23 protein-coding genes are annotated in these 24,026 nt (G+C 70.3%); 8 read left to right on the top strand and 15 right to left on the bottom strand.

Features of this window, described 5'->3' with window-relative positions:
* Positions 1 to 15: 15 nt before the first annotated feature.
* The 5 genes from hpf to mtrA form a co-directional block, all read right to left on the bottom strand.
* Complete coding sequence (gene hpf / locus BLW44_RS12260; protein ID WP_060926513.1) at positions 16 to 672, bottom strand: ribosome hibernation-promoting factor, HPF/YfiA family; 657 nt, start codon at positions 670 to 672, stop codon at positions 16 to 18.
* Positions 673 to 766: 94 nt separating this feature from the next.
* Positions 767 to 1,459 carry a ComF family protein gene (locus BLW44_RS12265; protein WP_060926512.1) on the bottom strand — a complete coding sequence of 231 codons (693 nt, stop codon included), beginning with the start codon at positions 1,457 to 1,459 and terminating at the stop codon, positions 767 to 769.
* 105 nt (positions 1,460 to 1,564) lie between these two features.
* Positions 1,565 to 3,283 (bottom strand): LpqB family beta-propeller domain-containing protein, encoded by a 1,719-nt coding sequence (locus BLW44_RS12270; protein ID WP_060926511.1) that lies wholly within the window; start codon positions 3,281 to 3,283, stop codon positions 1,565 to 1,567.
* Entirely contained in the window at positions 3,280 to 4,959 is a 1,680-nt protein-coding gene (gene mtrB / locus BLW44_RS12275) for an MtrAB system histidine kinase MtrB (RefSeq protein WP_060926571.1), read from the bottom strand. The genes BLW44_RS12270 and mtrB overlap by 4 nt, the downstream gene beginning before the upstream one ends.
* Before the next feature lie 7 nt (positions 4,960 to 4,966).
* Complete coding sequence (gene mtrA, locus BLW44_RS12280) at positions 4,967 to 5,647, bottom strand: MtrAB system response regulator MtrA (RefSeq protein ID WP_060926510.1); 681 nt, start codon at positions 5,645 to 5,647, stop codon at positions 4,967 to 4,969.
* Between the two features lie 96 nt (positions 5,648 to 5,743).
* Between mtrA and BLW44_RS12285 the strand changes: the two genes are divergently transcribed.
* The 6 genes from BLW44_RS12285 to BLW44_RS12310 all read left to right on the top strand — a co-directional run bounded on the left by BLW44_RS12285 (position 5,744) and on the right by BLW44_RS12310 (position 12,142).
* Positions 5,744 to 7,177, top strand: coding sequence for a hypothetical protein (locus BLW44_RS12285; protein WP_074732087.1), 1,434 nt, complete (start codon positions 5,744 to 5,746; stop codon positions 7,175 to 7,177).
* Positions 7,174 to 7,815 (top strand): DUF4129 domain-containing protein, encoded by a 642-nt coding sequence (locus BLW44_RS12290; RefSeq protein ID WP_060927262.1) that lies wholly within the window; start codon positions 7,174 to 7,176, stop codon positions 7,813 to 7,815. Before BLW44_RS12285 ends, BLW44_RS12290 begins: the two co-directional genes overlap by 4 nt.
* Entirely contained in the window at positions 7,812 to 9,005 is a 1,194-nt protein-coding gene (locus BLW44_RS12295; protein WP_060927263.1) for a DUF4350 domain-containing protein, read from the top strand. Before BLW44_RS12290 ends, BLW44_RS12295 begins: the two co-directional genes overlap by 4 nt.
* Positions 9,006 to 9,104: 99 nt before the next feature.
* Positions 9,105 to 10,028 carry an AAA family ATPase gene (locus BLW44_RS12300; protein ID WP_245647427.1) on the top strand — a complete coding sequence of 308 codons (924 nt, stop codon included), beginning with the start codon at positions 9,105 to 9,107 and terminating at the stop codon, positions 10,026 to 10,028.
* A complete protein-coding gene (locus tag BLW44_RS12305) occupies positions 10,029 to 11,336 on the top strand; it encodes a DUF58 domain-containing protein (RefSeq protein WP_060927265.1) in 1,308 nt (435 codons plus the stop codon). It begins immediately after the preceding gene.
* Positions 11,333 to 12,142, top strand: a complete 810-nt coding sequence (locus tag BLW44_RS12310; RefSeq protein WP_245647422.1) for an aquaporin — start codon at positions 11,333 to 11,335, stop codon at positions 12,140 to 12,142. The genes BLW44_RS12305 and BLW44_RS12310 overlap by 4 nt, the downstream gene beginning before the upstream one ends.
* An 11-nt stretch (positions 12,143 to 12,153) precedes the next feature.
* On the opposite strand, the gene BLW44_RS12315 is transcribed toward BLW44_RS12310, so the two are convergent.
* Positions 12,154 to 13,146, bottom strand: coding sequence for a stage II sporulation protein M (locus BLW44_RS12315; protein ID WP_060927266.1), 993 nt, complete (start codon positions 13,144 to 13,146; stop codon positions 12,154 to 12,156).
* Between the two features lie 16 nt (positions 13,147 to 13,162).
* Between BLW44_RS12315 and BLW44_RS12320 the strand changes: the two genes are divergently transcribed.
* On the top strand, positions 13,163 to 13,972 hold the full coding sequence (locus tag BLW44_RS12320; protein ID WP_060927267.1) for an RDD family protein: 810 nt from the start codon (positions 13,163 to 13,165) through the stop codon (positions 13,970 to 13,972).
* A gap of 43 nt (positions 13,973 to 14,015) precedes the next feature.
* Here the strand turns inward: BLW44_RS12320 and BLW44_RS18270 are convergent, their stop codons facing one another.
* The 5 genes from BLW44_RS18270 to BLW44_RS12340 form a co-directional block, all read right to left on the bottom strand.
* Positions 14,016 to 14,384 carry an ABC transporter permease gene (locus tag BLW44_RS18270; protein WP_254775128.1) on the bottom strand — a complete coding sequence of 123 codons (369 nt, stop codon included), beginning with the start codon at positions 14,382 to 14,384 and terminating at the stop codon, positions 14,016 to 14,018.
* Entirely contained in the window at positions 14,381 to 15,229 is an 849-nt protein-coding gene (locus tag BLW44_RS12325; protein ID WP_254775129.1) for an ABC transporter permease, read from the bottom strand. The genes BLW44_RS18270 and BLW44_RS12325 overlap by 4 nt, the downstream gene beginning before the upstream one ends.
* Positions 15,226 to 16,035, bottom strand: a complete 810-nt coding sequence (locus BLW44_RS12330; RefSeq protein WP_060927269.1) for an ABC transporter ATP-binding protein — start codon at positions 16,033 to 16,035, stop codon at positions 15,226 to 15,228. Before BLW44_RS12330 ends, BLW44_RS12325 begins: the two co-directional genes overlap by 4 nt.
* Complete coding sequence (locus BLW44_RS12335; protein WP_060927305.1) at positions 16,032 to 16,958, bottom strand: efflux RND transporter periplasmic adaptor subunit; 927 nt, start codon at positions 16,956 to 16,958, stop codon at positions 16,032 to 16,034. The genes BLW44_RS12330 and BLW44_RS12335 overlap by 4 nt, the downstream gene beginning before the upstream one ends.
* A gap of 127 nt (positions 16,959 to 17,085) precedes the next feature.
* Positions 17,086 to 17,292 carry a DUF3499 family protein gene (locus BLW44_RS12340; protein WP_060927270.1) on the bottom strand — a complete coding sequence of 69 codons (207 nt, stop codon included), beginning with the start codon at positions 17,290 to 17,292 and terminating at the stop codon, positions 17,086 to 17,088.
* Positions 17,293 to 17,373: 81 nt separating this feature from the next.
* On the opposite strand from BLW44_RS12340, the gene BLW44_RS12345 reads away from it, so the two are divergent.
* Complete coding sequence (locus BLW44_RS12345; protein ID WP_245647423.1) at positions 17,374 to 17,799, top strand: hypothetical protein; 426 nt, start codon at positions 17,374 to 17,376, stop codon at positions 17,797 to 17,799.
* A 27-nt stretch (positions 17,800 to 17,826) separates the two neighbouring features.
* Here BLW44_RS12345 and BLW44_RS12350 read toward each other — a convergent pair whose 3' ends face one another.
* The 4 genes from BLW44_RS12350 to manA all read right to left on the bottom strand — a co-directional run bounded on the left by BLW44_RS12350 (position 17,827) and on the right by manA (position 23,989).
* Positions 17,827 to 19,209, bottom strand: coding sequence for a DUF5719 family protein (locus tag BLW44_RS12350; RefSeq protein ID WP_060927271.1), 1,383 nt, complete (start codon positions 19,207 to 19,209; stop codon positions 17,827 to 17,829).
* Positions 19,206 to 22,259, bottom strand: coding sequence for a glycosyltransferase (locus BLW44_RS12355; RefSeq protein WP_338061385.1), 3,054 nt, complete (start codon positions 22,257 to 22,259; stop codon positions 19,206 to 19,208). The genes BLW44_RS12350 and BLW44_RS12355 overlap by 4 nt, the downstream gene beginning before the upstream one ends.
* A 106-nt stretch (positions 22,260 to 22,365) precedes the next feature.
* The gene (locus BLW44_RS18435; protein WP_060927272.1) at positions 22,366 to 22,683 is read right to left on the bottom strand and encodes a WhiB family transcriptional regulator; all 318 of its coding nucleotides are present in this window, start codon (positions 22,681 to 22,683) and stop codon (positions 22,366 to 22,368) included.
* A 157-nt stretch (positions 22,684 to 22,840) separates the two neighbouring features.
* Positions 22,841 to 23,989, bottom strand: coding sequence for a mannose-6-phosphate isomerase, class I (manA, locus tag BLW44_RS12365; protein WP_060927273.1), 1,149 nt, complete (start codon positions 23,987 to 23,989; stop codon positions 22,841 to 22,843).
* Positions 23,990 to 24,026: the final 37 nt, after the last annotated feature.

Raw genomic sequence — 24,026 nt, forward strand, 5'->3', positions numbered from 1 at the left:
CGTTCTGGTGTCAGCTCACGAGGCGAGCGCCTCGGAAGGTGGGGCCTGCGTCTCGAGCGCGATCACACCGTAGTCCCAGCCCTTGCGTCGGTAGACGACGCTCGGGTGGTCGGTGCGCACATCGACGAACAGGAAGAAGTCGTGACCGACGAGCTCCATGCGGTCGACGGCCTCTTCGACGGTCATCCACTCCGCACCGAAGTTCTTGGTGCGGATGACGACCGGGGAGTAGACCTCGTCCTCGTCGTTCTGGATCGGCACGGCGCCCGTCGCGACTGCGCGAAGGACGTCTACGGATGCCGGCTGGACGTCGATGCCCTCGAGGGCACCGCTCTCCTTCTCGAAGTGCGCACCCCGGGGGTGCTGCCGTCCGTCGACCCGCTTCTCCTTGGCCCGGCGGAGCTGCTCGGCCATCTTGTCGACCGCGAGGTCGAGGGCGACGAACTTGTCGCCGTCCGTGGCCTCCGCTCGGACGACCGGTCCTTTGCTGACGAGCGTCAGCTCCACGGTCTCATCCGGAACGCGGCCGTTTCGGTACACCCGGTGGGTGACCTTCACATCCAATCGCTGCGCGCGTGACGCGAACGTCTGGATCTTGGCGATCTTCTCTTCGACAACGGTTCGGAAGCGATCGGTGATACCCACCCCGACGCCAACGATGCTCGTTTCCATTGCTGCCTCCTTGTCCCGGTCCTCCCGGCCAAGGGCGGACCGTGGTCGCCTTGTGACCCCCCACGGTAGTCCGCCTGCCGACGGATGTCACGGGTCATTTCCTGCGTGTCCCCGATGCGTTCGCATTCCGTTCGCTGAGACGTGGTGTCGCGGCGAGCGCGACGGCCGAGACGACCTCGAATCCGGCGTCGCCCAGCGCACGCGCCGCCTCGTCGAAAGTCGCACCGGTGGTCAGGACGTCGTCGACGAGGACGACCGACTCCCCTCGCCCTCGTCTGCGAGCGCGCATCGACCCTCGCACGTTCTCGATCCGCTGCTCGGCGTCGAGGCCTCTCTGGTCGGCGCTGCGGCGATCGAGGACCAGGAGCGGATGCGGGTCCTCCCCTGCCCCGCGGATGAGCAGCTCGGGAACCCGGTAGCCGCGCCGGCGGTACGACCGACGCGATGTGGGCACCGGCACCGCCCATGCGGAAGCCTCTGCGTCCGCCTTCGCGAGCTCGGGACGCAGGACCTCTCGCAGCACGCTGCCGAGAGGTCGGGCGAGCACGGTCTCGCCCGCATCCTTGAGCCTGCGGATGCAGAGCGCGGCGACCGATTCGAAAGGGAGTGCGGCTACGACTCGCAAGCCGGCCGGCGTGCGGAGCTCGAACGGCGAGGCGCCCAGTCGGGCGCGGCAGGGCGTGCACAGCACCGCGCCGGGCTCGTCGCACCCCGCACAGGAGGCGGCGAGAAGGAACGAGAGCAGGTCGGCGCCCACCGCCCGGAGCAGTCGAGAGGTCGATGGCATGCCTCGATCGTCGGGGGATGCGCCTCCGCCTGAGCGTCGTTCGTGCGGGCCCGCCCGACATCTGACCACTACCCGGCTGAACCGGGGGCCGTGCAGGAGGAGTGCTCAGTGGCCGGCGCGGGTGCCGAGGACTGTCACACCGACGATCGACTCGCTCCACGCCGATCCGCTGCGAGCGAAGACGGCTCCGCCCGCCCCCAGCACCCGGATGCCCGCCGCGGTCCGTGACCCGGCGATCGAGGCGGCGCCGGTCGGTGCGACCTCGGACGTGCCAGGACCTCCCACGACCTGAGTGAGGACGATGCGGTCTTCGGCATCGGACAGGACGCCGAGGCGATCGCTGCCGAGCCAGACGAGCCCGGACGCTGTGCCCTCCAGCTGCGCCAGCGGCTCGGTAGGACCGAGCTCCGTGGGCACTCCGTCGTCGTCCCTGATCACCGCGGAGACGACGACCCACCGCTGCCCTCCGACCACGAGCACCGCCGCGATCCTGGTGCCGTCGGCGGAGACGCGGATGGCGGACACCCCGGAGGCATCAGGCCAGGCGTTGGCTATCGGGCGCGGCGCCGCGTCGACGCCCATCACCTGCAGCGCGGCCGGAGCTGAGGAGGGCACCGACCAGGTGAAGTCGAACGGATCCATGGATGGACGCACGAGCGATGCCCGTTCGTCGAGGGCGTCGAAGCGGCCGTCGCCCGCGAGCCAGACGCGCCCGTCGGCGAGCTGGACGGCCGCATGAGAGCTGTCAACGGCGAGGTCGACCGCCCTGATCGGCTGCGACGACGCCAGTATCTCGTCCGTGACGCCCGGGATCGGAGTGATCTCGCCGCCGACCAGGGTACCGAACTGCCCGTCCTTCAAGACGACACTGCCCCCGTCGACCGGATCGTCGATGAGCTTCACGACGCCGGCCTCGAGGGTGCGTCCGTCGACGGTGAAGCGCACCTGGCTGATCTGCACGCCGGCTCCCAGGAGCGTCGCCTGCAGCTGCGTCCGCATCCTGGCCAACGTCTTCGCGGGAAGCCCCAGTGCCTCTCGGTTCAGCGCGACGTCGGCCACCTGGTCGGGATCGATCGGCACCGCATCCCTCGCCAGCTGCACTCCCGGCGGGAACGCGCTCTGCACCGCAGGGGCGAGCCATGGGCTCGGAGCCCCTCCGATGAGCGACTGCGCGATGGTCGTCGCGACGGTGGCTCGGCGCGGGAACCACCGCACATCCGGCACCAGTCGCTCCCAGGTCTGGTCGTAGTACTGCAGCGCATAGTCGTCATAGACGCGGGCGAATCGCGATTCGTCGATCACCACGCCGTCCGGGGCATCCGCGATACGCCATTGTCCGTTCGCGCGCACCACCACGAAGGCCGAGTTCGACGCCGCGACGGTCTGAGAGTACGCGCCGGTCGCATCCACGCTGGCGACCTGATCGAAGGTGACGCGCACATCCGCGGAGTCGCCGTTCGCCGATTCCGCGTCGTCCTCGACACTCGAGGTGAAGGATCGCGTCGCCGCGCTGGCGTCGATCGAGACGCCCGTGGTCGGCCGCCACGTCGAGGCCAGCTCGGGGGTGAGGAACTTCCGCGCCGTGTCCCAGTTGTCGGCCGGGGTGATCGCCGCCTCCATGAAGCCCTCGACGATTGCCGTGGGCCCTGCGCCCTCGACCGGGCCCGATGCGAGGGGCAGGAAGTCCTGCTCCTCTGGTGAGGCGCCCAGGGCGAGCCCCGGCTGCACGTCTCCCGTCGTCGGCAGACCCGTGCAGGCGGCCAGCAGCACGACGGCCGCGGCGATCGCGACGGTCTGGAGCGTGCGGCGAAGTCCGGCGCTCATTCGATGCTCCCTCGGTCGAAGAGCTCCGCCGGGATGTCGGCGAGCTGGATCGGCTGCGTGGCGTCCCCGAGCTCGGACAGCGGCTCCTGCGGCTCGACCGGGATGGGCGAGGGCCCCTCCAGCGCGTCCCCGCGGCGCGGGAGCGTGAGCACGAAGTTCGTGCCGACCCCGAGTTCGGACCAGACGGACAGGGTGCCGCCGTGCAGCGTCGCATCGCCGAGAGCGATCGAGAGGCCGAGGCCGGTGCCGCCGATGGTGCGCTGCCTGGAGGGGTCCGCGCGCCAGAACCGGTCGAAGACCCGTTCCGCATCGGCGGGGTCCATTCCGAGACCGAAGTCGCGCACACCCGCAGCGACCGCGTGCTGGTTGCTGTCGACGGTGACAACGATGGGCCGGCCCTCCCCGTGCTCGATCGCGTTGCCGATGAGGTTGCGAAGCACGCGCCGTACGCGCCGCGGATCCATATCCACGGGCGAGTAGCCGCCGGGAGCGACGAGTCGGAGCTCACTGCCGCGCCCGTCGGCGAGCGGCTGCATCTGCTCGATGATGTCCTCTGCGAGATGCGCGAGACTCGTCGCCTCGAGCTCCAACTGAACGGATCCTGCGTCGTACCGGCTGATCTCCAGCAGGTCGGACAGCAGGGTCTCGAACCGCTGCACCTGGGTGTGCAGCAGTTCGGTGGTCCTCGCGGTGGTGGGGTCGAACTCGCCGCGCTGGTCGTTCAGCATGTCGGCGGCGAGGCGGATCGTCGTGAGGGGTGTGCGCAGCTCGTGCGAGACGTCTGAGACGAATCGCTGCTGCACGAGCGACAGTTCCCCGAGCTCCTTGATCTGCGATTCGATGCTGTCCGCCATCGCGTTGAACGATCTCCCGAGGGTCGCGAGCTCGTCCTCCCCGTGCACGTCGATGCGCACGGCGAGATCTCCGGATGCGAGGCGGGCGCTGGTCTCTGCGGCCTCGACGATGGGTGTGGACACGGTGCGCAGCACGATGAACGAGATCGCTGCGACGATCGCCACGAGGCCGATGCCGGCGATCCACAGCGTGCGCTGCACGAAGGTGAGGGTGTTGTCGGCGTCAGCCAGGTCGTAGGCGAAGTAGAGCTGGAACGGTCCTGCTTCCGGGACCTGCAGCTGCTGGCCGACGATGATCCCCGGCACGACGCGGCCGCCGACGTCGAGCCCGACCGACTGCCAGGACTGACGGTCGTCGAACTGCACGACCCTGTTGCTCAGCCCCACACTGATGATGTTGGCGCTCAGCCCCGCCGAGAAGCCGTTGAGGGCCACGGCATCCGGGTCGGCGTTCATGCGGATGCCCGCGAAGCCCTCGGCCGTCGAATAGCGCCGGAGATCCGCCTGCACGCTGTCCCAGAGCTCCTGCAGCGCGGCTGGCTCGTCGCCGAGAGCCGCGGAGTCCAGGGTCACCTGCGCCAGGTTCACCGCGCGCGCCGCGTCTTCGAGCGCCTCCGTCTTGCGCGACTCGAACAGATCGTTCTGGATGACCAGGGCCATGGTCACGCAGGTGATCAGGATCGCCGTGGAGGTCAGGAGCAGAGTGATCGTGAGGGTGCGGAAACGTAGCGACCGCCGCCAGAGAGCGCGGGTGACGGTCGGCCAGCCTCGCCAGTCGCGGATGACAGCGACCGCCGTGGTGGTCGCTGAGGTCGCGGCCACGGGGTCCTCAGCCCGCGCTCCCGGCACGGTAGCCGACGCCACGCACCGTCATGACGATCTTGGGATTGTCCGGGTCGAGCTCGACCTTCGCCCGCAATCGCTGCACGTGCACGTTCACGAGTCGCGTGTCGGCCTTGTAGTGGTAGCCCCAGACCTGCTCGAGCAGCATCTCTCGGGAGAACACCTGCTGAGGCTTGGAGGCCAGCGCCACGAGCAGCTGGAACTCCAGCGGCGTGAGTGCGATCGGCGCGGTGCCACGGCGCACCTCGTGGGCGTCGACGTCGACGGTGAGGTCGCCCACCCGCAACTGCTCCCCCACCGTCTGCGGGGTCGGACGCAGACGTGTGCGGATGCGAGCGACGAGCTCCTTCGGGTTGAACGGCTTGACGATGTAGTCGTCCGCGCCCACCTCGAGTCCTCGCACGACGTCGGCGGTGTCGCTGCGTGCCGTGAGCATGATGACGGGGACTCCGGACTCGGCGCGGATGCGCGTGCAGATCTCGATCCCGTCCATCCCTGGCAGCATCAGATCGAGCAGCACCAGGTCGGGGCGCTGGGAGCGCCACTCCTCGACGGCTCGCGCACCGTCGGCGCAGAACACGGGCTCGAAACCCTCCGTGCGCAGCACGATGCCGATCATCTCGGCGAGCGCGGTGTCGTCGTCGACCACAAGAATGCGTGAGGTCATAACTGTTACCTTATGGCACTCAGTACCACGGCCCCCATGTCTGCGCGCCCGGCGGGTGTTGTGACACGATGGGAGCGCACGACGGAGGGAGTGCCGGTGAGCGGCCAGACGTGGACCCCTGCCCCGAAGAAGGGCATCATCCCCCTGCACCCGCTGACCTTCGGGATGCTGCTGGGCAAGTCCTTCGCGGCGCTCCGGCACAACCCCAAGGTCCTCTTCGGATTCGGCGTGCTGATCCAGCTCATCGTGGTGGTGCTGAGCGCCGGCGTGATGGGATTCGTCTTCGTCACGACCTTCGCGAGGATCGAGTCCCTCTCGCCCTCATCGCCCGACTTCGAGGCCGTGTTCGCGGGCATGATCGCGATGAACATCGTGGCCGGCATCGCCGTGGGCCTCGCCTCCATCGCCTTCACGGCCCTCATGCAGGGGGTCGTCGCTGCAGAGATCGGCTACGCATCGATCGGCGTGAAGGCGTCGCTGGGCACGCTGTGGCGCCGGATGATCCCGTCGTTCTGGCGGCTCGCCGGCTTCGCCTCGCTGTCGGTCCTGTTCATCTTCGGCGTCATCATCATCATCTTCCTGATCATCGCCGGGCTGATCGCCGGCGGCATCGGAGGATCGGCCGAAGCGGTGGGAGGGATGGTCGTCATCGTCCTCCTCCTGATCGCGGCCACCGTGCCGCTCGCGGTGTGGCTGACGACCAAGCTGCTCCTTGTCCCCTCGATCCTCGTGCTCGAACGGGCGAAGTTCCGTGACGCGCTGGTGCGCTCCTGGCGCCTCACGCGTGGACGGTTCTGGGTCGCGTTCGGCGTCACGTTCCTCATCGGCGCCATGATGGGGGTCGCGATGCAGGTCGTGAGCATCCCTGTCGCCCTCGTGAGCTCGATGGTCGGCTCCGTGATCGCGCCGACCGGGTCCACGGACGCGGCGGCCGTCCTGGCTTTCGTCTTCGCTCTCCTGGCACCGCAGATCCTGCTGCTCGTGCTCCAGGCCATCACCCTCGTCGTGCAGAGCACTGCGGGGACCCTCGTCTACCTCGACAGCCGGATGCGCTACGAGGGACTGGATCAGACACTCATCGGTCACGTCGAACGACGGGACCTCGGATGGACCGAGGAGCAACTCGGCGATCCGTTCGCCCTCGACCCCTCCCGTGCGGTGACGAGCGGTCCTCCGCCGAAGCAGGTTCCCGAGTGGGCGATGGCCTCCGCGGGATACGGCCCCCCGCAGTACCCGGCGCCGCAGTACCCGGCGCCGCAGTACCCGGCGCCGCAAGGCCCCGGCCAGCAATACCCGGGACAGCAGTCCCCGGCGCAGCAGTCCCCGGCGCAGCAATACCCGGCGCGGCAATACCCGAGTCAGTACTCCCCGCAGCCACCGGCATACGCACCACCGCCGGCATACGCGCCACCGCCGGCATACGCGCCCCCGCCCGCCGCCCCGACCGCCCCCGCCTCCGCCCCACCCGCACCGCCCTCATCGGATGACGTCTGGACTGCTCCGGGTGCCGGCGGCGAAGGAACGGCATGACCCGTCCTTTCGACGATGTCCTCGTCCCTGACGGCGATGAGGCGAGGAAGTGGGCCGAGCAGGAGCTCTCCGACCCGCGGTACGCCGATGCCACACCGACCTGGTTCGATCTCATGGCCCGCGACATCGGGCGGTTCCTGGCCGACCTGTTCAGCTCGGACAATGGGGCGAACGTCGGTCCGTCTGCGCTGATCATCGTCGGGATCATCGTGTTCGGCGCCCTGGTCGCCGCGCTCATCATCTGGGGGCGGCCGCGTCGGCCGAGCGCCGTGCGACGACCGTCCGGCGGGCTCCTGGGCGCCGACGACGACCGCTCCGCCGCTCAGCTGCGAGCAGATGCGGAGCGCAGTGCGCGCGATGGCGACTGGGATGAGGCGACGGTCCTGCGTTACCGCGCCCTCGCGAGAGGCCTGCTCGAGAGGGACCTCATCGATCCCGCTCCCGGCGCGACCGCTCAGGCCATCGCCCGCGAGGTCGCAGCCGTGTTCGCCGCCGAGGCAGCGGCGGCGCGTGCCGCGGCCGTCTCGTTCGATGACGTGCGCTACCTCCGACACCCCGCGACCGCAGAGAGCTACGCACAGCTCGCGGCCACCGACGATCGCCTCGCCGCCGCGCGGCCCGAGCTGGTGAGCGCATGACGGCCCCCGTCCAGATCGACGAGCAGCGGTCGACGGCCGAACGGGCTCCTCGCGGACGCCGACTGCGCTCCCTGCTCGGATGGGGCATCGTCGTCGTGCTCGTCCTCGGCGGCGTCTTCGTGGCGATCCAGGTCGCGGCCAGGATGCCGTCGGATCGCGGAGCCCTCGACCCCGAGAGCGTGGGCGACTCCGGAGCGATGGCCCTGGCACAGATCCTCGACGACCAGGGTGTCGAGGTCACCGTGCACCGCTCTCGCGCCGAGGCGCGCGCCGCACTCGACGACGGCGCCACGCTCGTGATGACGAATCCGTACACGCTGACGGACGAGGGGCTCGAGGAGCTGATCGCGCCCGCCGACCGCGTGATCTTCCTCTCCACCAGCACCCACCTGCTCAACCTCCTGCGGATCGGCGACAACGCCGCATCCGACCCCTCCCCGGTGGACGCGCAGTGCGCCGCGCCTGAATTCGCCCAGGTGGGGACGATCCGCCCGGAGCGCCTGTTCACTCCGGCCGACGGCGTGGAGGGATGCTTCGGCACCGACGAGGCGGCGGCTGTCCTGATCGACGAGTCCGACGGCGCCACGCGGGTCGTCGTCGAAGGGGCACGCCTGTTCAGCAACTCCTCCCTCCGCGAGGACGGGAACGCCGCCCTCGCCCTGGCCCTGCTCGGGCAGACGGATCGCGTCATCTGGTATGTCCCGAGCTTCGGCGACAGCGACATCGAGGGCGAGATGCCGGACACCCTCGGCTCGCTCACGCCGGGGTGGGTGACCCCGGCCATCCTGCTCCTGATGATCACCGGCGTCTCCGTCGCGCTGTGGCGCGGTCGGCGCTTCGGTCCTCTGGTCTCCGAGACCCTGCCCGTCACCGTCCGTGCCTCGGAGACGATGCACGGGCGTGCACGTCTCACCGCGAAGGCAGGCGATGCGGCGCACGCCGCCGAGGCGATCCGTGACGGGAGCACCCGGCGACTTGCTCGCCGATTGGGACTCGCGGTGAACGCCCGCCCCGAGGAGGTCGCGGACGCCGCCGCGGATCGGCTGAGGGTCCCCCGAGGGTCCCTGCACGACCTGATCGCTGGTCCTCTCCCCGGGGACGATCCGGCTCTGATCGAGATGGCGCGTCGGCTCCAGGAGCTGGAGAGCGCCGTCGACACCTCCTCCACCCCGATCCGCACACCCGACTGATGTCTCCCCTGCGCTGCACCGCCATCCACCTCTCCCTACGGAAGCCGAGGACACCACGTGACCGCTGAGAACTTCGACGACGCCTCGCTGCGCCAGGCCATGCACCGGGTCCGCACCGAGGTCGACAAGGCCGTGGTCGGCCAGGCCGGTACCGTCACCGGCCTCCTCGTCTCGCTCCTGGCCCGAGGACACGTGCTGCTCGAGGGCGTCCCCGGCGTCGCGAAGACGCTGGTCGTCCGCTCGTTCGCACGCGCGCTCGGCCTCGACACCAAGCGCGTCCAGTTCACTCCCGACCTGATGCCGGGAGACGTGACGGGTTCGCTCGTCTACGATGCGCGCACGGGCGAGTTCGACTTCCGCGCAGGGCCCGTGTTCACGAACATCCTCCTCGCCGACGAGATCAACCGCACACCTCCCAAGACGCAGGCTGCGCTGCTGGAGGCGATGGAGGAGCGCCAGGTGTCGGCCGACGGCGTCAGCCGTCCGCTTCCCGATCCATTCCTGGTCGCCGCGACGCAGAACCCCATCGAGCACGAGGGCACCTATTCCCTTCCCGAGGCGCAGCTGGACCGCTTCCTGATGAAGCTCGTGGTCGGAATGCCCGAGCGCGACGCCGAGGTGTCCGTGCTGCGCAAGCACGCCTCGGGATTCTCGCCGCGCGAGCTCACCGGCGTGGAGTCGGTGGTCACCGCTGACGAGATCCGCGCGGCCCAGAACGCCGCCGGCCGCGTCGAGGTCACCGACGACGTGCTCGGCTACGTCGTCGATCTGGCTCGGGCGACCAGACAGTCGCCCTCCGTCGAGCTCGGAGCAAGCCCCCGTGCGTCGACGGGTCTGCTGGCGGCGGCCAAGGCCTGGGCCTGGCTGAACGGGTCGACGGCGGTCACGCCCGACCATGTGCAGACCATGCTGGTGCCGGTCTGGCGCCACCGTCTGCAGCTGCGCCCGGACGCCCAGATGGAAGGCGTGTCGGCCGATGCCGTACTCACCTCCGTCGTCCAGCAGACCAGGGTGCCGATCTAGGTGTTCGTCACCGGTCGTCTCGCGCTCGCCGTCGCCGTCGGCATCGTCCCGCTCGTCCTCACCGGGCTCGCGGGATATCCGCCGTACGCGGCGCTCGGGATCTGGGTCGCTCTGTGCCTGCTGCTGGTCGGAATCGACGTGCTCCTCGCGCCGAGTCCGCACACGGTCGTCGTGACCAGACGGGTGCCTGCCCGCACGAGACTCGGGGAGCCGGTGCCGGTCAGCCTGGCACTGCAGAATCAGGGCTCACGAACGCTGCACGCGCTGATCCGCGACGCGTGGCAGCCGACGGCCGGCGCGAGCGACGCCCGCCATCGGCTGACGGTGCCGCCCGGCGAACGCCGACGTGTCGCCGTGCCCCTGCTCCCCCGCCGCCGTGGGGAGCTGTCGAGCGAGTTCGTGATGATCCGCTCCCAGGGCCCACTGGGGCTCGCCGGGCGTCAGGCACGTCATCGTGTCCGCGGCTCCATCCGCGTGCTCCCCGCCTTCTCGTCCCGCAAGCACCTGCCCTCGCGCCTCGCGAGGCTGCGTGAGCTCGACGGCAACACCAGCATTCAGGTGCGCGGGCAGGGCACGGAGTTCGACTCGCTGCGCGAGTATGTGCGGGGCGACGACGTGCGATCGATCGACTGGCGGGCGACAGCACGCGCCGGCACCACGATGCTGCGCACCTGGCGCCCGGAGCGCGACCGTCACGTCGTGATCATCATCGACACCGGCCGCACGGCTGCTGCGCGCGTCGGGGACGGGACCAGGGTCGACGCATCGCTCGAGGCCGCCCTGCTGCTCTCCGCTCTCGCCGCGCGTGCCGGCGACCACGTGCATCTGCTGATGTACGACCGCGTGGTGCGCGCCAGGGTGACCGGTGTCGAGGGCGCGGCTCTGCTTCCCGCACTGACCGACGCGATGTCCCCGGTGCACGCGCGCCTCGTGGACACGGACTGGCACGGGGCCTTCGCCGCGGTCCGCACCCTCACCACGCGTCCAGCGCTCATCGTCGTGCTGACCGCTCAGGACGCCGCCGAATCCGCGCGGGGCTTCCTCGGCGCGTTCCCCGATGCGTCGAGGGCCACCTCCATCCTGGTCGGCTCCGTGACCGACGACGGCATCGCGCGTCTTGCGATGCAGCGCGGCTCGCGGGAGGAGATCTACCTCGCCGCTGCAGCGGAGCGGACGATGCGCGACGCCGAGAACGTCGCCGACGCCGTGCGACGTGCCGGCGGCGAAGCGATCGCGGCGGACCCGGAGAGCCTTCCGCCGCGGATCGCCGACCGCTACCTCGAACTGAAGGCGGCTGGGCGACTGTGACCCCGTCTGCACCGGGAGGGAGCAGCGACGGCATCCCTGCGACCTTCGATGTCCTGGCCCCGTCGACCATGACGGCGCGCCTCACCGCGGAGGCCTTCGGCACGGCGATCCTGGTGCTGAGCATCGTCGGCGCCGCACTCTTCGCCTCCGGCATCGAAGAGGTCGACGCAGGCACCGGGATCGGCTTCGTCGGCGTGGCACTGGCCGCCGGCCTCGCGCTCACCGTCTCGTGGTACGCGTTCGGACCGATCTCCGGCGGCCACTTCAACCCGGCGGTCAGCATCGGGTTCGCAGCGGCGGGACGGATGCCGTGGCGCGACGTGCCCGCCTACGTCCTGGCGCAGTTCATCGGGGGGCTCGTCGCATCCACCCTGATCTTCCTCGTCGGGCTCTTCGGCCCGGACGGCTGGCTCGAGGCGAAGCGCACGACCGGATTCGCGAGCAACGGCTTCGGCTCCGCATCCCCCGCCGGATTCGGGATCTGGGCGGCGATCATCGTCGAGGCGCTGTTCGCGGCGATCTTCGTGCTGGTGGTCCTCGGGGCGACGCACCCGGTGCGGGGCTCGGGGTTCGGCGGACTCGCCGCCGGTCTCGCGCTGATGCTGATCCACCTGGTGATGCTTCCGATCGACCTCGCCTCGATCAATCCGGCGCGCTCGCTCGCGACGGCCGTCTACGGCGATGCGGATGCCCTGACGCAGCTGTGGGTGTTCCTGGTCTTCCCGGCGCTCGGCGCCCTGATCGCGGGCTTCGCGTACCGAGGGCTCTTCGACGCAGCCGAGAGGACCGCGTCCGCGACGATCTGAGGCCGTGGGGGTCAGCCCGCGAGGAGGCGGGGTGTGCCCGCCTCGTACTCGACCAGATCGCCGGTCTCGCCCTGCCGATGGGCGCGCCCTCCGACGACCAGCATGTAGATCAGGAACGCGGCGAGCGCGGCCGCCCCGATGCCGATCTTGAGCGGCCAGGGCAGCGCCCAGCCGGTGACGAAGCCCTCGATCAGGCCGGAGACGAACAGGGTGAAGACGAGTCCGATCGCCACGGTCGCGAGTGCCCGGCCCTCGGCGGCGAGGGATTCGCCCCGCGAGCGGTGCCCCGGCGCGACCCACGACCAGAACAGGTGGAATCCGGCGGCGCCGGCCACGAAGATCGAGGTCATCTCCAGGAGCCCGTGCGGCAGGATGTACAGGATCATCACGCCGACCTGGTCGTGCGCCGCCATCACCGCGCCGGATACCCCGAGGCCCATGGCGTTCTGCACCAGCACGTTCAGAGGCCAGAGCCCTGTGATGCCGAACAGGACGCACTGCAGCGCGATCCAGGCGTTGTTCCACCACACCATGCCCATGAACACCGCGGCAGGGTTCTCGGTGTAATAGCCCGTGAAGCTCTCGTCGGCGTACTGCTCCAGCAGGTCGGGCGGGCCGAGCGTCGCGATCAGTGCGGGGTCGGCGGAGATCCAGGCGGCTGTTCCCACGACGATCGCGATGAACGACACCGCGACCACGAGAGTCGTCCAGCGCAGGCGATAGAGGGCTGCCGGGAGCTGACGCGAGAAGAAGCGCGACGTCTGGGTGAGGATGTTGTCCGAGGCGCCCGTCAGACGCAGCCGTGCTCGCACCAGGATCGTCGACAGGTACGCCCCCTGCGGGGAGTCGCCCACCGACGTCTTCAGCTCGGCGAGATCAGCGGATGCCGCGCGATAGCGGACGATGAGCTCGTCGACGCCTGCGCCGTCGAGCCGAGCGCGACTGAGCTGCTCGAGCCGCTCCCACTCGGCGCGGCGTGCATCTGTCAGCGCATCGGCATCCACCTGATTTACTGTACTCATGTCTGCCCCGCTCGATGTGTCCGATGAGGTGCTCTCCGGCGAGGCCGTCGCGATCGACGTGCAGCCGGTGGGGTTCATCCTGCGGGCCGCAGGCGCGCTCATCGACATGCTGGTGTCCTTCGCCGTGTTCCTCCTCACGGTGTTCCTGCGGATCTGGCTCCTCGACATCGGCGTCCTCGATGAGGCGACGGACACGATCGCCGTGATCGCATCGATCGTCGTCAGCTTCGTCGTCCTCCCGATCACGATGGAGGTCGCGCTCGGCGGGCGCAGTCTCGGCAAGCTCGCGATCGGCGGACGCATCGTGCGGATCGACGGCGGCGCGACCGGATTCCGGCACGCGTTCATCCGCGCGCTGGTCGGCGTGCTCGAGATCTACATGACCTTCGGCGGGGTGGCCGTGCTCGCGGGTGCCTTCAGCGCCCGGTCACAGCGCCTCGGCGACATGGTCGCCGGCACCTACAGCCAGCGCGTGCGCACCCCGAAGCTGATCCCCTCGGTGCCCGTGCTGCCGGTCGACCTCGTCGGCTGGTCGCAGGTCGCCGATGTGGCCCGGCTGCCCGATCGGCTCGCGCGCCGCATCTCCCAGTTCCTGCAGAGCGCGCCGCGGATGGTTCCGGCCGCCCGCGCCCGCGTCGCCCAGGACCTGCTGACGGAGGCCGCACCCTTCGTCTCCCCTCTTCCGCCGGTCGCCCCGGAGGTGGTGCTCGTGGGCATCACGGTGCTCCGCCGTGAGCGGGAGCGCCGCGCGCTGCAGAATGCCGATCGGCGCGCCGAGAAGCTCACCGGGCGCCGCGTCGGCCTCTGACCTCGCCGCCGGGAGATGCCGCTACCCCTCGGCGCCGTCAGCGTCAGAATCTGATCGCGTCGATCACCTTGACCCGCAGTGCCACGAGGGCAGGGATGAACCCCGCGACGGCCCCGACGATGATGGACGCGGCGAGGCCGACGAACGCGGCCCGCAGGGGGAACGGCGGAATGTCCTGGATGCCGTAGAACAGGCTCGTGACCACCCAGTCCGACCGCAGCACGGCGACCACGACGGCGATGCCGACGAGACCGGCGACCGTGGTCGCGACGAGACTCTCGAGGAACACGGCGAAGAAGATCCGTCCGGACGATGCGCCGAACGCCCGGCGCACGCCGATCTCACGCACCCGCTGACGCATGGCGACGAGCTGGATGTTGATCAGGCTGAGCGCGCCGAGGCCGAGGATCACCGCCGCGATCCCCCGGTGATCATCTCGAACGTCGCCTGGGCGTCCATCGCGCCGGGCTGTGCCGCCCAGTCTGACCGGCTCACCGACACGGTCAGCCCCTGCGGCAGACCTGCCCGCAGGTCCATGGCGAGCACGGGGGCGATCTCATCGACCTGATCCGCTCCGAGCCAGACCTCGTACTGGGGCCACGCGTCCGCAGGGAGCGCCTCGACCCGTGCCCGATAGGCGTCGAACAGCATGTCGACGCGGAGCTCCTCGTCACCGAAGCCCTGCCTCGGGACGACTCCCACGACCTGATACGTGCCGCCGACGGAGCCGGTGAGGGAGAGAGTCGGATGCTCCGCCAGGGGCGTCCGCCCCATCCGGTCCCACAGCGGCTCGGTGATGACGACCGCCGGAGCGAGGGCCTCGGCATCCGATTCCTGCAGGAACCGGCCCTCCAGCAGCTTCTCGCGATGGATCTGCGAGTAGGCCGGGTCGAGGGCGCGGGCGGTGACATCGGCGACCCCGTCGGGGAGCTGCACGGGGACGAAGATGCCCTGCACGATCCGCGCGGTGTGCGTGAACTCGAATCGCTCCGAGACGCGCGTGAACCGCTCGTCGAAGGCGTCGAAGTCCACGGGTGATCCGTCGTCGCTGGCGACGCCGACGACCACGGTGGCGACCCGTCCTCCCCAGCGGTCGGACTGCTCCGCCTGGAACTGACGCTGATACTCCGAGATGGCGACGACTCCGGTCAACGCGGCCACCGAGACCGCGATGCCGATCAGGCTGAGCAGGACGCGGAGCTTGTGGACGCGGATCTCCGCCCATGCGTCGGCAAGAGCTCCGAGGAACCCGGTCACGATGTCCCTCCGTCGGTTGCGGACACGAGGGGCGGGGCGGAACCCGTGGGTGACGCCGCGGACTCCCCGGGGTGTGCGGAGGGAACCGGCGCCGCGAGGGTCGATGCCTCGAACGCGCGGCTGAGGTCGGCCGGCTCCAGGACGCCGGCGTCCAGCCGGTAGTGCCTGCGCGCACGGGCGGCCACATGGAGGTCGTGCGTGATCGTCACGAGCGCGGCGTCGGTCTCCGTCGCGACCTCGTCGAGCAGTGACATCACCGACGCACCCGTGTCGATGTCGAGGGCACCGGTGGGCTCGTCCGCGAGGATGAGCACCGGCCGACGGACGAGGGCTCGCGCGATCGCGACGCGCTGCTGCTCACCACCCGACAGGCGATCGGCGACCTGCTCGACGCGGTGGCCGAGACCGACCCGCTCCAGCATGTCGGCGGCGATCCTCCTGCGGTTCCAGAACACCCGCCCGCTCGCATGCCCGAGGGGCATCATCACATTGTCCAGGGCTGTGCGACCGGGCAGCAGGTTGAACTGCTGGAAGACGAAGCCGACGTTGTCGCCGCGCAGTCGGTCGAGTCGTCCCGATCGCATCCGTCGCACCTCCCGGCCCTCGAAGGACACCGAGCCGGTGGTGGGCGCATCGAGCATCCCGAGGATGTTCAGCAGGGTGGACTTGCCCGACCCCGACCTGCCGACGATCGACACGTGATCACCCGCGCTCACCTCGAGCGTGATGCCGCGCAGGATCTCGAGGTGCGAATCGTCCGCCAGACGAACGCTCTTGGTGATGTCCGCGAGAGCGACGAGGGTCACCAGCTGGCTCCGCTGTCGCACTGCTCGACGCCCGGCTCGACCTCGTAGCAGACCTCCTCGACGGGGGCGACGAATCCCGGCACGAACTGCCTGATCGACTCGCCCTCTTCGAGACCTTCCACCACCTCGACCATGGTGCCGTCGTTCACACCGAGCGTCACGGCCCGCTCCTCGGGCTCGGCGCCGTCGCCCTCATCGACCCAGACGTTGCCGCTGCCCGCTCCGCCCTGGACCGCGGTGACCGGGATCACCAGGGCATCGTCCACCTGCCCGAGGGCGAGGTCCATCGTCGCCGGGAGGCCGGCGAACACGACCTGATCCGCCGGGACGGCGCAGCGCACGCTCGCCGTCCCCTCGGCACTCACCTGCACCCGCACGCCCGTGCAGGTGAAGGGGGCCGGTCCTCCGGTGATGCTGACAGAGGCCTCGGCCGGGGCATTCACCAGCCGGTACAGCTCGACCGGCTGCACGGTCGCGAGCAGGTGGTAGCGGTTCGGCGTCAAGGTGTATATCTCAGTGCCGGCGGACGTCATCTGTCCCTTCACCAGCGCGATCGCAGAGATCTCCCCGGCCTCGGGAGCGGTGACGTCGATGTCCTTCCTCGGGTCGTCCTGCCGGACGGTGAAGAGCTTCTGCCCCGCCTTGACGGTCGTGCCGTCGGCGACGTGGACCGCGAGCACGGTGCCGTTGAGCTCCGTGCGCACGGCGAAGGCGTCGTCTCGAGCCACGTTGCCCGGCAGCGACAGCGCGTTCACGACCGACCCCCGCTCGACCGCGATCACGGGCTCACTGAGTGAGGCCCCCGGCGTCACCATCGCCTCGGAGCGGTCGGGGAAGAACGCGATCTTCACGAGCGCGGCGGCGCATGCGCCGAACACGAGGACAAGGAGCAGGGGGAAGATCCAGCGACGCCAGACGATCACAGCACGAGCCTTTCCGGCGACGCCGCCCTGGCGCACCCGCGGTCAGCGTAGCCCGGATGGAACGATGCCTCCTGTCAGGAGCGGCGTGTCCGAGCGTCGCGGATGGCCGACCCGGCCGCGGCTGCGTTCAGGCGCGGAGGGCCTCGTGACGGACGACGAGCCAGCCGGCAGGCACCGAAAGACGGTCGGCGTGCTGCGCGCACAGATCGTGCGCGTGCGGATGATCTGCGAGGCCCAGCGGCCCGAGCGCCGCCATCTGGTCGCCGTAGTCGTAGGTGAGCGTCGCCACTGCTTCTCGCGCGCAGCCGACCTTCGAGCAGAGTCTTCCGTTCATCTCCGCCAGACTACGTCTGCGAAGGCGCGACGAGCGGATGCCGCGCCGCCACGACCGACGGAGTCCGCCTAGACTTTCGCTATGCCCCGTCGTCCGCGCACCTCCGCCGCTCCCCGCCGCGGCGCTCGGCACGGCCGTCACGGTCGTCTGGGGCGCAGCGAGGTCGTACGGCCGCCGCTGGCACCGTTGGACGGTCGCATCGATCGCTTCGACCTCACGGTCGGGACGGCGGTGGAGTTCCTCCGCGGTACCTGGCCCGAGCTGCAGGACGTGCGCTTCGAGATTGGCGCGATGCCTGCATTCGAGGCCACCGACGAAGTGCCGCGCTGGTACCTGGACAGGGAGAATCGGCGGATCGTCCTCTTCCGGCTTCCCATCGAGCGGCTGCTGCCTCCCGGCCATGATGACAACGCGCACCGGCGGATGGCGATCGAGAGCGCCGTCTTCCGCGCGGCGGCCGAATACGTGGGTCGCGAGCCGTGGGATCTCGGCGGCCACGAGCACTGACCCGCGTCGCGGACGTGCCCCAGAGGCTCAGGGGTAGACGGTGATGCTCTGCTGCGCGCCTGCGGCCGGCCAGACCGGCCAGACCGCGAGCGCACCGGCCGCGGTCATCGTGACCGCGGCATGCACGGTGCTCGACGGAACCATCCGATAGACGGTCCGCGGCTTCAGCGCGACCGATGCCGAGGAGCCCGCCGGGACGGTGACGTCGATCGGATCGCCGCCGTCGACCGGAGCGAGCTGCATCGTCGCATCGGCATCCGCGTCGTTGGTGACGATCAGGCGCGGGGCCGGCCCTGCCGGCACCGACACGAGGACCTCGTCCTCGATCTCGGGCGCAGGCGTCACCCAGGCGAAGTCCGTCTCGGGTCCTGCACCGTCCTGCGCGCGAGCCGCGGCCAGCACGGGGGCATCCGCGTCGATCTGCACGGTGTACACGCCAGGATCGAGCGTCGACAGCGAGACCTCGGCCGGCTGGTCGGCAGTGAGCGGCACTGTGAACTCGTCGGCGATCGCGGCGGAGCCGACCTCGGTGACCGTCACCACCGCCTGCGCCTCGGCCTCCGGTGCCATGAGTCTGAGTACGGCCATCTCGGAGTTGTCCCCCGGGCTCTCGAAGACCTGGATACCGGGAATCACCGGATGCTGCTGAGGCGCGGGCACCGCGTCCTGCAGATCGATACCGGCAGGATCCAGCGTGCGCGTGAGAGACGACTGCAGCACGGCGCGCACGGGCGAGCCCGTCGCGGTGACCTGGACGATGGGGAGCTCGGAGCCGGCTGCGAGCGAGGTCAGCAGAACGGCGACCTGCGACTGTGCGGGGACGATCATCGTGCTCGACGCCCGGACCGACCCGTACAGGGTGAGAGCGACGGTCGAGGGCACGACGCCGGGGTTCGTGAGGACGATCAGATCCTCCGTGCCGGTCTCGACAGTGCCGCCGACGAGCCAGGATTCCGTATTGGCCGGGCGACAGGGTGCGGCCGCGAGACCGAACAGGTCGGGCTCCGACAGGGCGAAGGATTCGGTCGCGCCCAGCAGCGGGGCCGTCCGGCCCTCGACCTGGCCGACGAGGCGCTGCGCGGATCCGCCGTCCGCCAGATCGTCTGCGGAGAGGGGTTCGGATGCCGGTGCGCCCGCGCTGCCGTCGACGGTCGTCCGCGGGGAGGCGGCGGACACCATCTCGAGCGGATTCGAGGAGTCGCGTCCGATGGCGCGGAAGTCGCCGTTGCACACCAGCACCGTGTCGGCGGGGAGAGGGGTGACCGCGGTCTGCGCCGGCTCATGCGCGATCGTCGGCCACGGCGCGGACACGGCGAAGATGACTCCCACGACGCACGCGGCGGCGACGGCCGCTCCCGTGAGGACGCGAGCGCCGGTCGCGGCGACCCGGAATGCGCGGTTGCCGTTCATCGGCTCTCCTCCTCGGGGTCGTGTCGATCGTGCGACGTGTCGGGGTCCGCGATGTCAGAGTCCGGCGCGTCGGGACCCGCGGTATCAGGATCCGCGGTGTCGGAATCGTCCGGAGCAGGGTCGGCGTCCGCGCCATTCGGAGCCGCGACGTCGAGGTCCGTCGACGCCGCAGTCTCGGCAACAGCGTCGCCGGAGGGCGCGTCATCATCGACAGGCGCGACGACGGGATCGCCGCGGTACCGCTCCTCAGCGTGCCGAGGGAGCACCAGCGGCTCCTCCGGAACGCGTCCGACGATGCGGGACTTCGCCCTGGCAGCCCGGCGGGATGCCCGCGTCGGCACGGAGAGCAGCAGCGCGGCGAACACCAGCACGAGCTGCAGAGTGATCACGAGTCGGGAGGTCGCCTGCTGGCCTGGCGAGAGCTCGCCAGGCCGCGAGGCGTCGGCCTCGAGCCGATAGAGCACTCCGCGGTCCGTCGAGCCCGCCTGCACGAAGCCGGCGCGCTGGTCGAGAGAGGTCACGGCGGCGGTGCGCAGGATACGCGCCCGATCCGATTCGTCACCGGCCACCTGAGCGAGGAGCACATACGCGATCCCCTGTTCACCCAGCTCATCGGCCGCGTCGAAGTCACGGGCCGAGAGCAGGTCCACCGCGAGTGTCGTGAGGTCCGTACCCTGCGGCTCGGTCGCCGTCGACAGCATCGTGGCCTGCGCGCCGAGGGTCTCACTGCCGCCCCATGCCACGAGCATCGAGAGACCGCCATCGTTCTGCGGCGTGAGCACGAGCGTGCCGACGGGGCGGTCCTCCCCTGCCTGGGCCGCCACGTAGGCCGGAAGAGTGGATGCCGGACCGTCGTGCAGCACCGAGGAGCCCGCGTGGAAGGCAGCGAGCGCGGGTACCGCGCAGATCGCGACCGCGAGGCCGGCGACGGCGGCACTGAGAACCCGCACCCGCGGGAGCGTGAGAGCCGTGTCCAAGGTCACCAGGGCGGCGCCCGTCATTCCGATCCACATGAGGCTGAGTCCGGCTCCGGGCCAGATCGGTATCGCACTCCCCTGAGCGAAGGAGACCGTGATGCCCACGGCGAGGAAGGCAGTGGCGAATCCGGCGAGGGCGACGACGAGGAGGGTGACTCCGGCTCGCCAGCGCGGGGCGACGGCGGAGAGGAGCGCCAGGAGCGCCAGCGGAGCGAGCAGGACTCCGGCCCAGGGCGCCAGGTCCGACCCGATCACGGAGACCCACCGAGCGAGGTCGGAGGTCGGGAAGCCGGTCGCCAGCGCGAGCCTGCCTGCCGGGTCCGCCCCCGCGTGAGGTCCTGCCCAGACGGCGCCGGGGTCGGCGAGCACGGAGATCAGGGTGCCATGACCGAGTTGCCAGATCACCAGCGGTGCGAACAGCGCGATGGCGGGCACGGGCAGCCAGAGCAGTCGTATGGCACCGCGCAGGCGCGCGCCGGCCAGGGTGATTCCGAGCGCCACGACCCACAGGACCAGCAGGGCCGGTGCGAGCGAGGGAGCGCAGGCGGTGACGGCCGCGAACAGCACGGATGCGGCTCCTGCCGCGCCCCAGGATCGATGTGCCACCACTGCGGTGTGGAACAGCCAGGGCAGGAGCAGATGCACCAGCACCGCGGTGGGCCGGCCGTCGATCAGGGCGGTGAGGAACGTCGGCGCGAGCGCCCAGACGACGCCGGCGAAGATGCGCAGGCCGGAGCGGTCGGTGACCCGCGTGGACGCGAACCATCCGCCCAGCACCGCGAGCGGGAGGGCGAGGATCCACAGCAGCACGAGCGAGAACGAGGGGCCCGCCGGCCATAGCGAACCGAGCACCGCGACCACGCCGGCGAACGGGTCGGCAGGGCCGATGACGTCGGCCCCCAGGCCGCGCAGCCCCCAGGCCGCGTCGCTCCAGAGCGCGGCCACCGTCGTCCGCAGCGGCAGCAGTGCGCCCCCACCCAGGACCGGCCACGCCAGGAGCGTCGTGAAGGTCGCGATGCTCACGACGAGGGCGGCGAGCACGGTCCACGCTCCACCGCCGGAGAAGAATCGCAGCTCGCTGACGGCACCGCCTTCGCTGCCATGGCCGTCGTCGAGGCGGCGACGGAGATCCGAGCGGCTCACGCGCAAGGGCGCGATGCTCGCCCAGCTCGAGGTCCGGAACGCTCTGATCCGCTGACGGGATCGCGCGATCGCGGGGAATCGGAGCAGCACGGTCAGCGCGGCCGCCCACTCGGGGAGCACTGCTTCAGGGCGTTTCGCGATGAGGTCGGTGATCGAGCGCCAGAGCGCGAGCGGCAGAAGGCTCAGCCAGTGCAGCGGCACCGCGAATCCGGGCGCGTAGGCGAGACGCCGGTGCAGCTGTGCGACCCGGGTCGCGTAGGCGCGCCTGCCGCGCCCGGTCGGCAGCGCCGCAGGCCCGTCCGGAGACACCGACACCCGAGCCGCAGGCGCGAGGACCACGCGTCCGCCGCCGAGGCGCGCGCGTACTCCGAGGTCGAGGCCCTCGTCGGCTCCTGCCAATGCGGGGTCAGGACGCAGCGCGTCTCGCACCTCTCCGCGGATGAGGAGGCCGCGGATGTCGGCACCGAGCGCATCGTCGCGACCGTCGTGCTGTCCCTGGTCGAGTTCACCGGCGGCGAGCTCGACCGAACGACCGAGTCCGGTCATGCTCACCCCGAGGGACACGATCTCGCGGTCGTTGTCGGTGTGGACGAGCTTCGGAGCCACGATCGCCGCCGACGGCGATTTCTCCAGGGTCCCGACGAGGCGTTCGAGAGCACGCGGATGCGGGGCCGTGTCGTGCGCCAGCAGCCAGACGGCGGTGCCGTCGAGCACCCGGGGGCGCGCGAGTTCCACGGCATCCGCGAACGACGTGCTCTGGCGCGCTTCGATGATCCCCTCGACCATGCTCGCGACGGTGTCGCTCTCCCTGGCCGTGGTGGCGTCGCCGCACATCACCAGGGTGATGGCTGCCGCCGGTGTGCTCTGAGAGCGCAGGGCGTCGAGTGTGTGGAGCAGCTGCGCGCGGGCGGAGGAACCGGGGCGCGCCACGATGATTGCATGAACTCGGGCTGGCATGACGTGGTCAGCCTATGCGCGCCTCAGGTCCACGACAGGGACCGGATGCGGCGTGGCCGCGAAGCGAAGCCGGGAGCGTTCAGCTCGCGCGGCGCTTGAGCTTGCGGCGCTCGCGCTCCGAGAGGCCGCCCCAGATGCCGAAGCGCTCGTCGTTGTTGAGCGCGTACTCGAGGCATTCGCCACGCACGTCGCAGGAGGTGCAGATCCGCTTCGCATCGCGGGTCGATCCGCCCTTCTCGGGGAAGAAGGCCTCGGGGTCGGTCTGCGAGCACAGCGCATCGCTCTGCCAGGAGAGCGCGTTGTCATCGTCGCCCTCGGCCTTCCGAACTCCCGGAACACCGAGATTGACCGGATCGACGAACCAGTTCTCCGGTACGTCTGAACGGTAACCCGTCATCTCGCTCTCCAACCCTTTATTTCCGCCCCCTCGGCGGGCCGTGCTCAACTAATTACACCCGTGTCATTCGCATCGGTCAAGTCGCGGATCGTAAACCCTCAATCAGGTCTTGAAGGTTCTTGAGCTCGACACGGCGTGTCGCGGCCCCCTCGGCGGCTCACTTCGCGCGGGCGGAGGTGCCGTGACCCGGCGAGGCGACGAAGGCCTCTCCCACGCCGCTGAGTGTGAGCCGCGTCTCGTCGGCGGTGGCGAACACCGCTGTGCCGACCGGGACCGTCCGCTCGACGTCGGAATCCGAGCGCACGGCGACGCGACCATCGGTGGCGAGCACCATCGTGGGTCCCGCGACCTCGATCGGCAGGTCCTGACCGTCCAGCGCGACTCGACGCAGCGCGAAGTCGTCGACGGGCACCTCGTACTCGGTGACGGCCCCGACCTCTACGGGGCGCAGCACGGGCACCTCCCCCGTCGTGGTGTCGAGGATCGACAGGAGCTCCGCGACGTCGATGCGCTTGGGGGTGAGTCCGCCGCGCAGGACGTTGTCGCTCGCCGCCATGATCTCCACTCCGAGCCCCGAGATGTACGCATGCAGGAGACCCGCCCGCAGGAAGATCCCCTCGCCTCGGCGCAGCACCACGTGGTTCATCAGCAGCGCGACCACCACTCCCGGGTCACCGGGGTAGGTCTCGGAGATCGCCGACACCGCCCTCAGAGTGGTCGTCCACTCCCCCGCATCCGAGTCCGCAGCCGCACGCACGGACGCGATGATGTCATCGACCTCGACCTGAGCGTCCCCCGACAGCAGCCATCCGATCACATCGCGCAGCACGTCGCCGGGCTGCGAGAGACGCTCGACGAGGGCCGCGACACCGGCTCCGCCGTCGAGCGCGTCCAGGAGTCGCAACGTGTCGGGAACGGGCCGGAGTCCGCTCAGGGATTCGAACCGGTCGCTCAGCGCGACGATGAGCTCGGGCTTGTGGTTGTCGTCCCGGTAGTTGCGGGTCGGATCGTCCGCATCGAGCGCCGCCTCCCGCTCCCACCCCGCGCGGGCCTGCTCGCGCGTCGGGTGGACCTGGATCGACAGGGGCGAGGCTGCGGCGAGGAGCTTCAGCAGATACGGCAGCTCACCACCGGTCACGGCGTCGAGGGTCCCGTCGCCCTGCACGTCGGCGGGATCGCCGGGGTGGTCCCCGAACCAGACCTCCGCCTCCGGCCCGCTCGCGGGCGGGCGTCCTTCGAGTCCGGCGAGGAGAGTGGTCGATCCCCAGGCGTAGTCGCGGGGAGTGTTGGTGAGGCTGAGAAGCATGCCACCAGCGTATTGGCACCCGAACACACCGTGCCAC

Source organism: Microbacterium hydrocarbonoxydans (assembly GCF_900105205.1).
Lineage (GTDB): Bacteria > Actinomycetota > Actinomycetes > Actinomycetales > Microbacteriaceae > Microbacterium > Microbacterium hydrocarbonoxydans.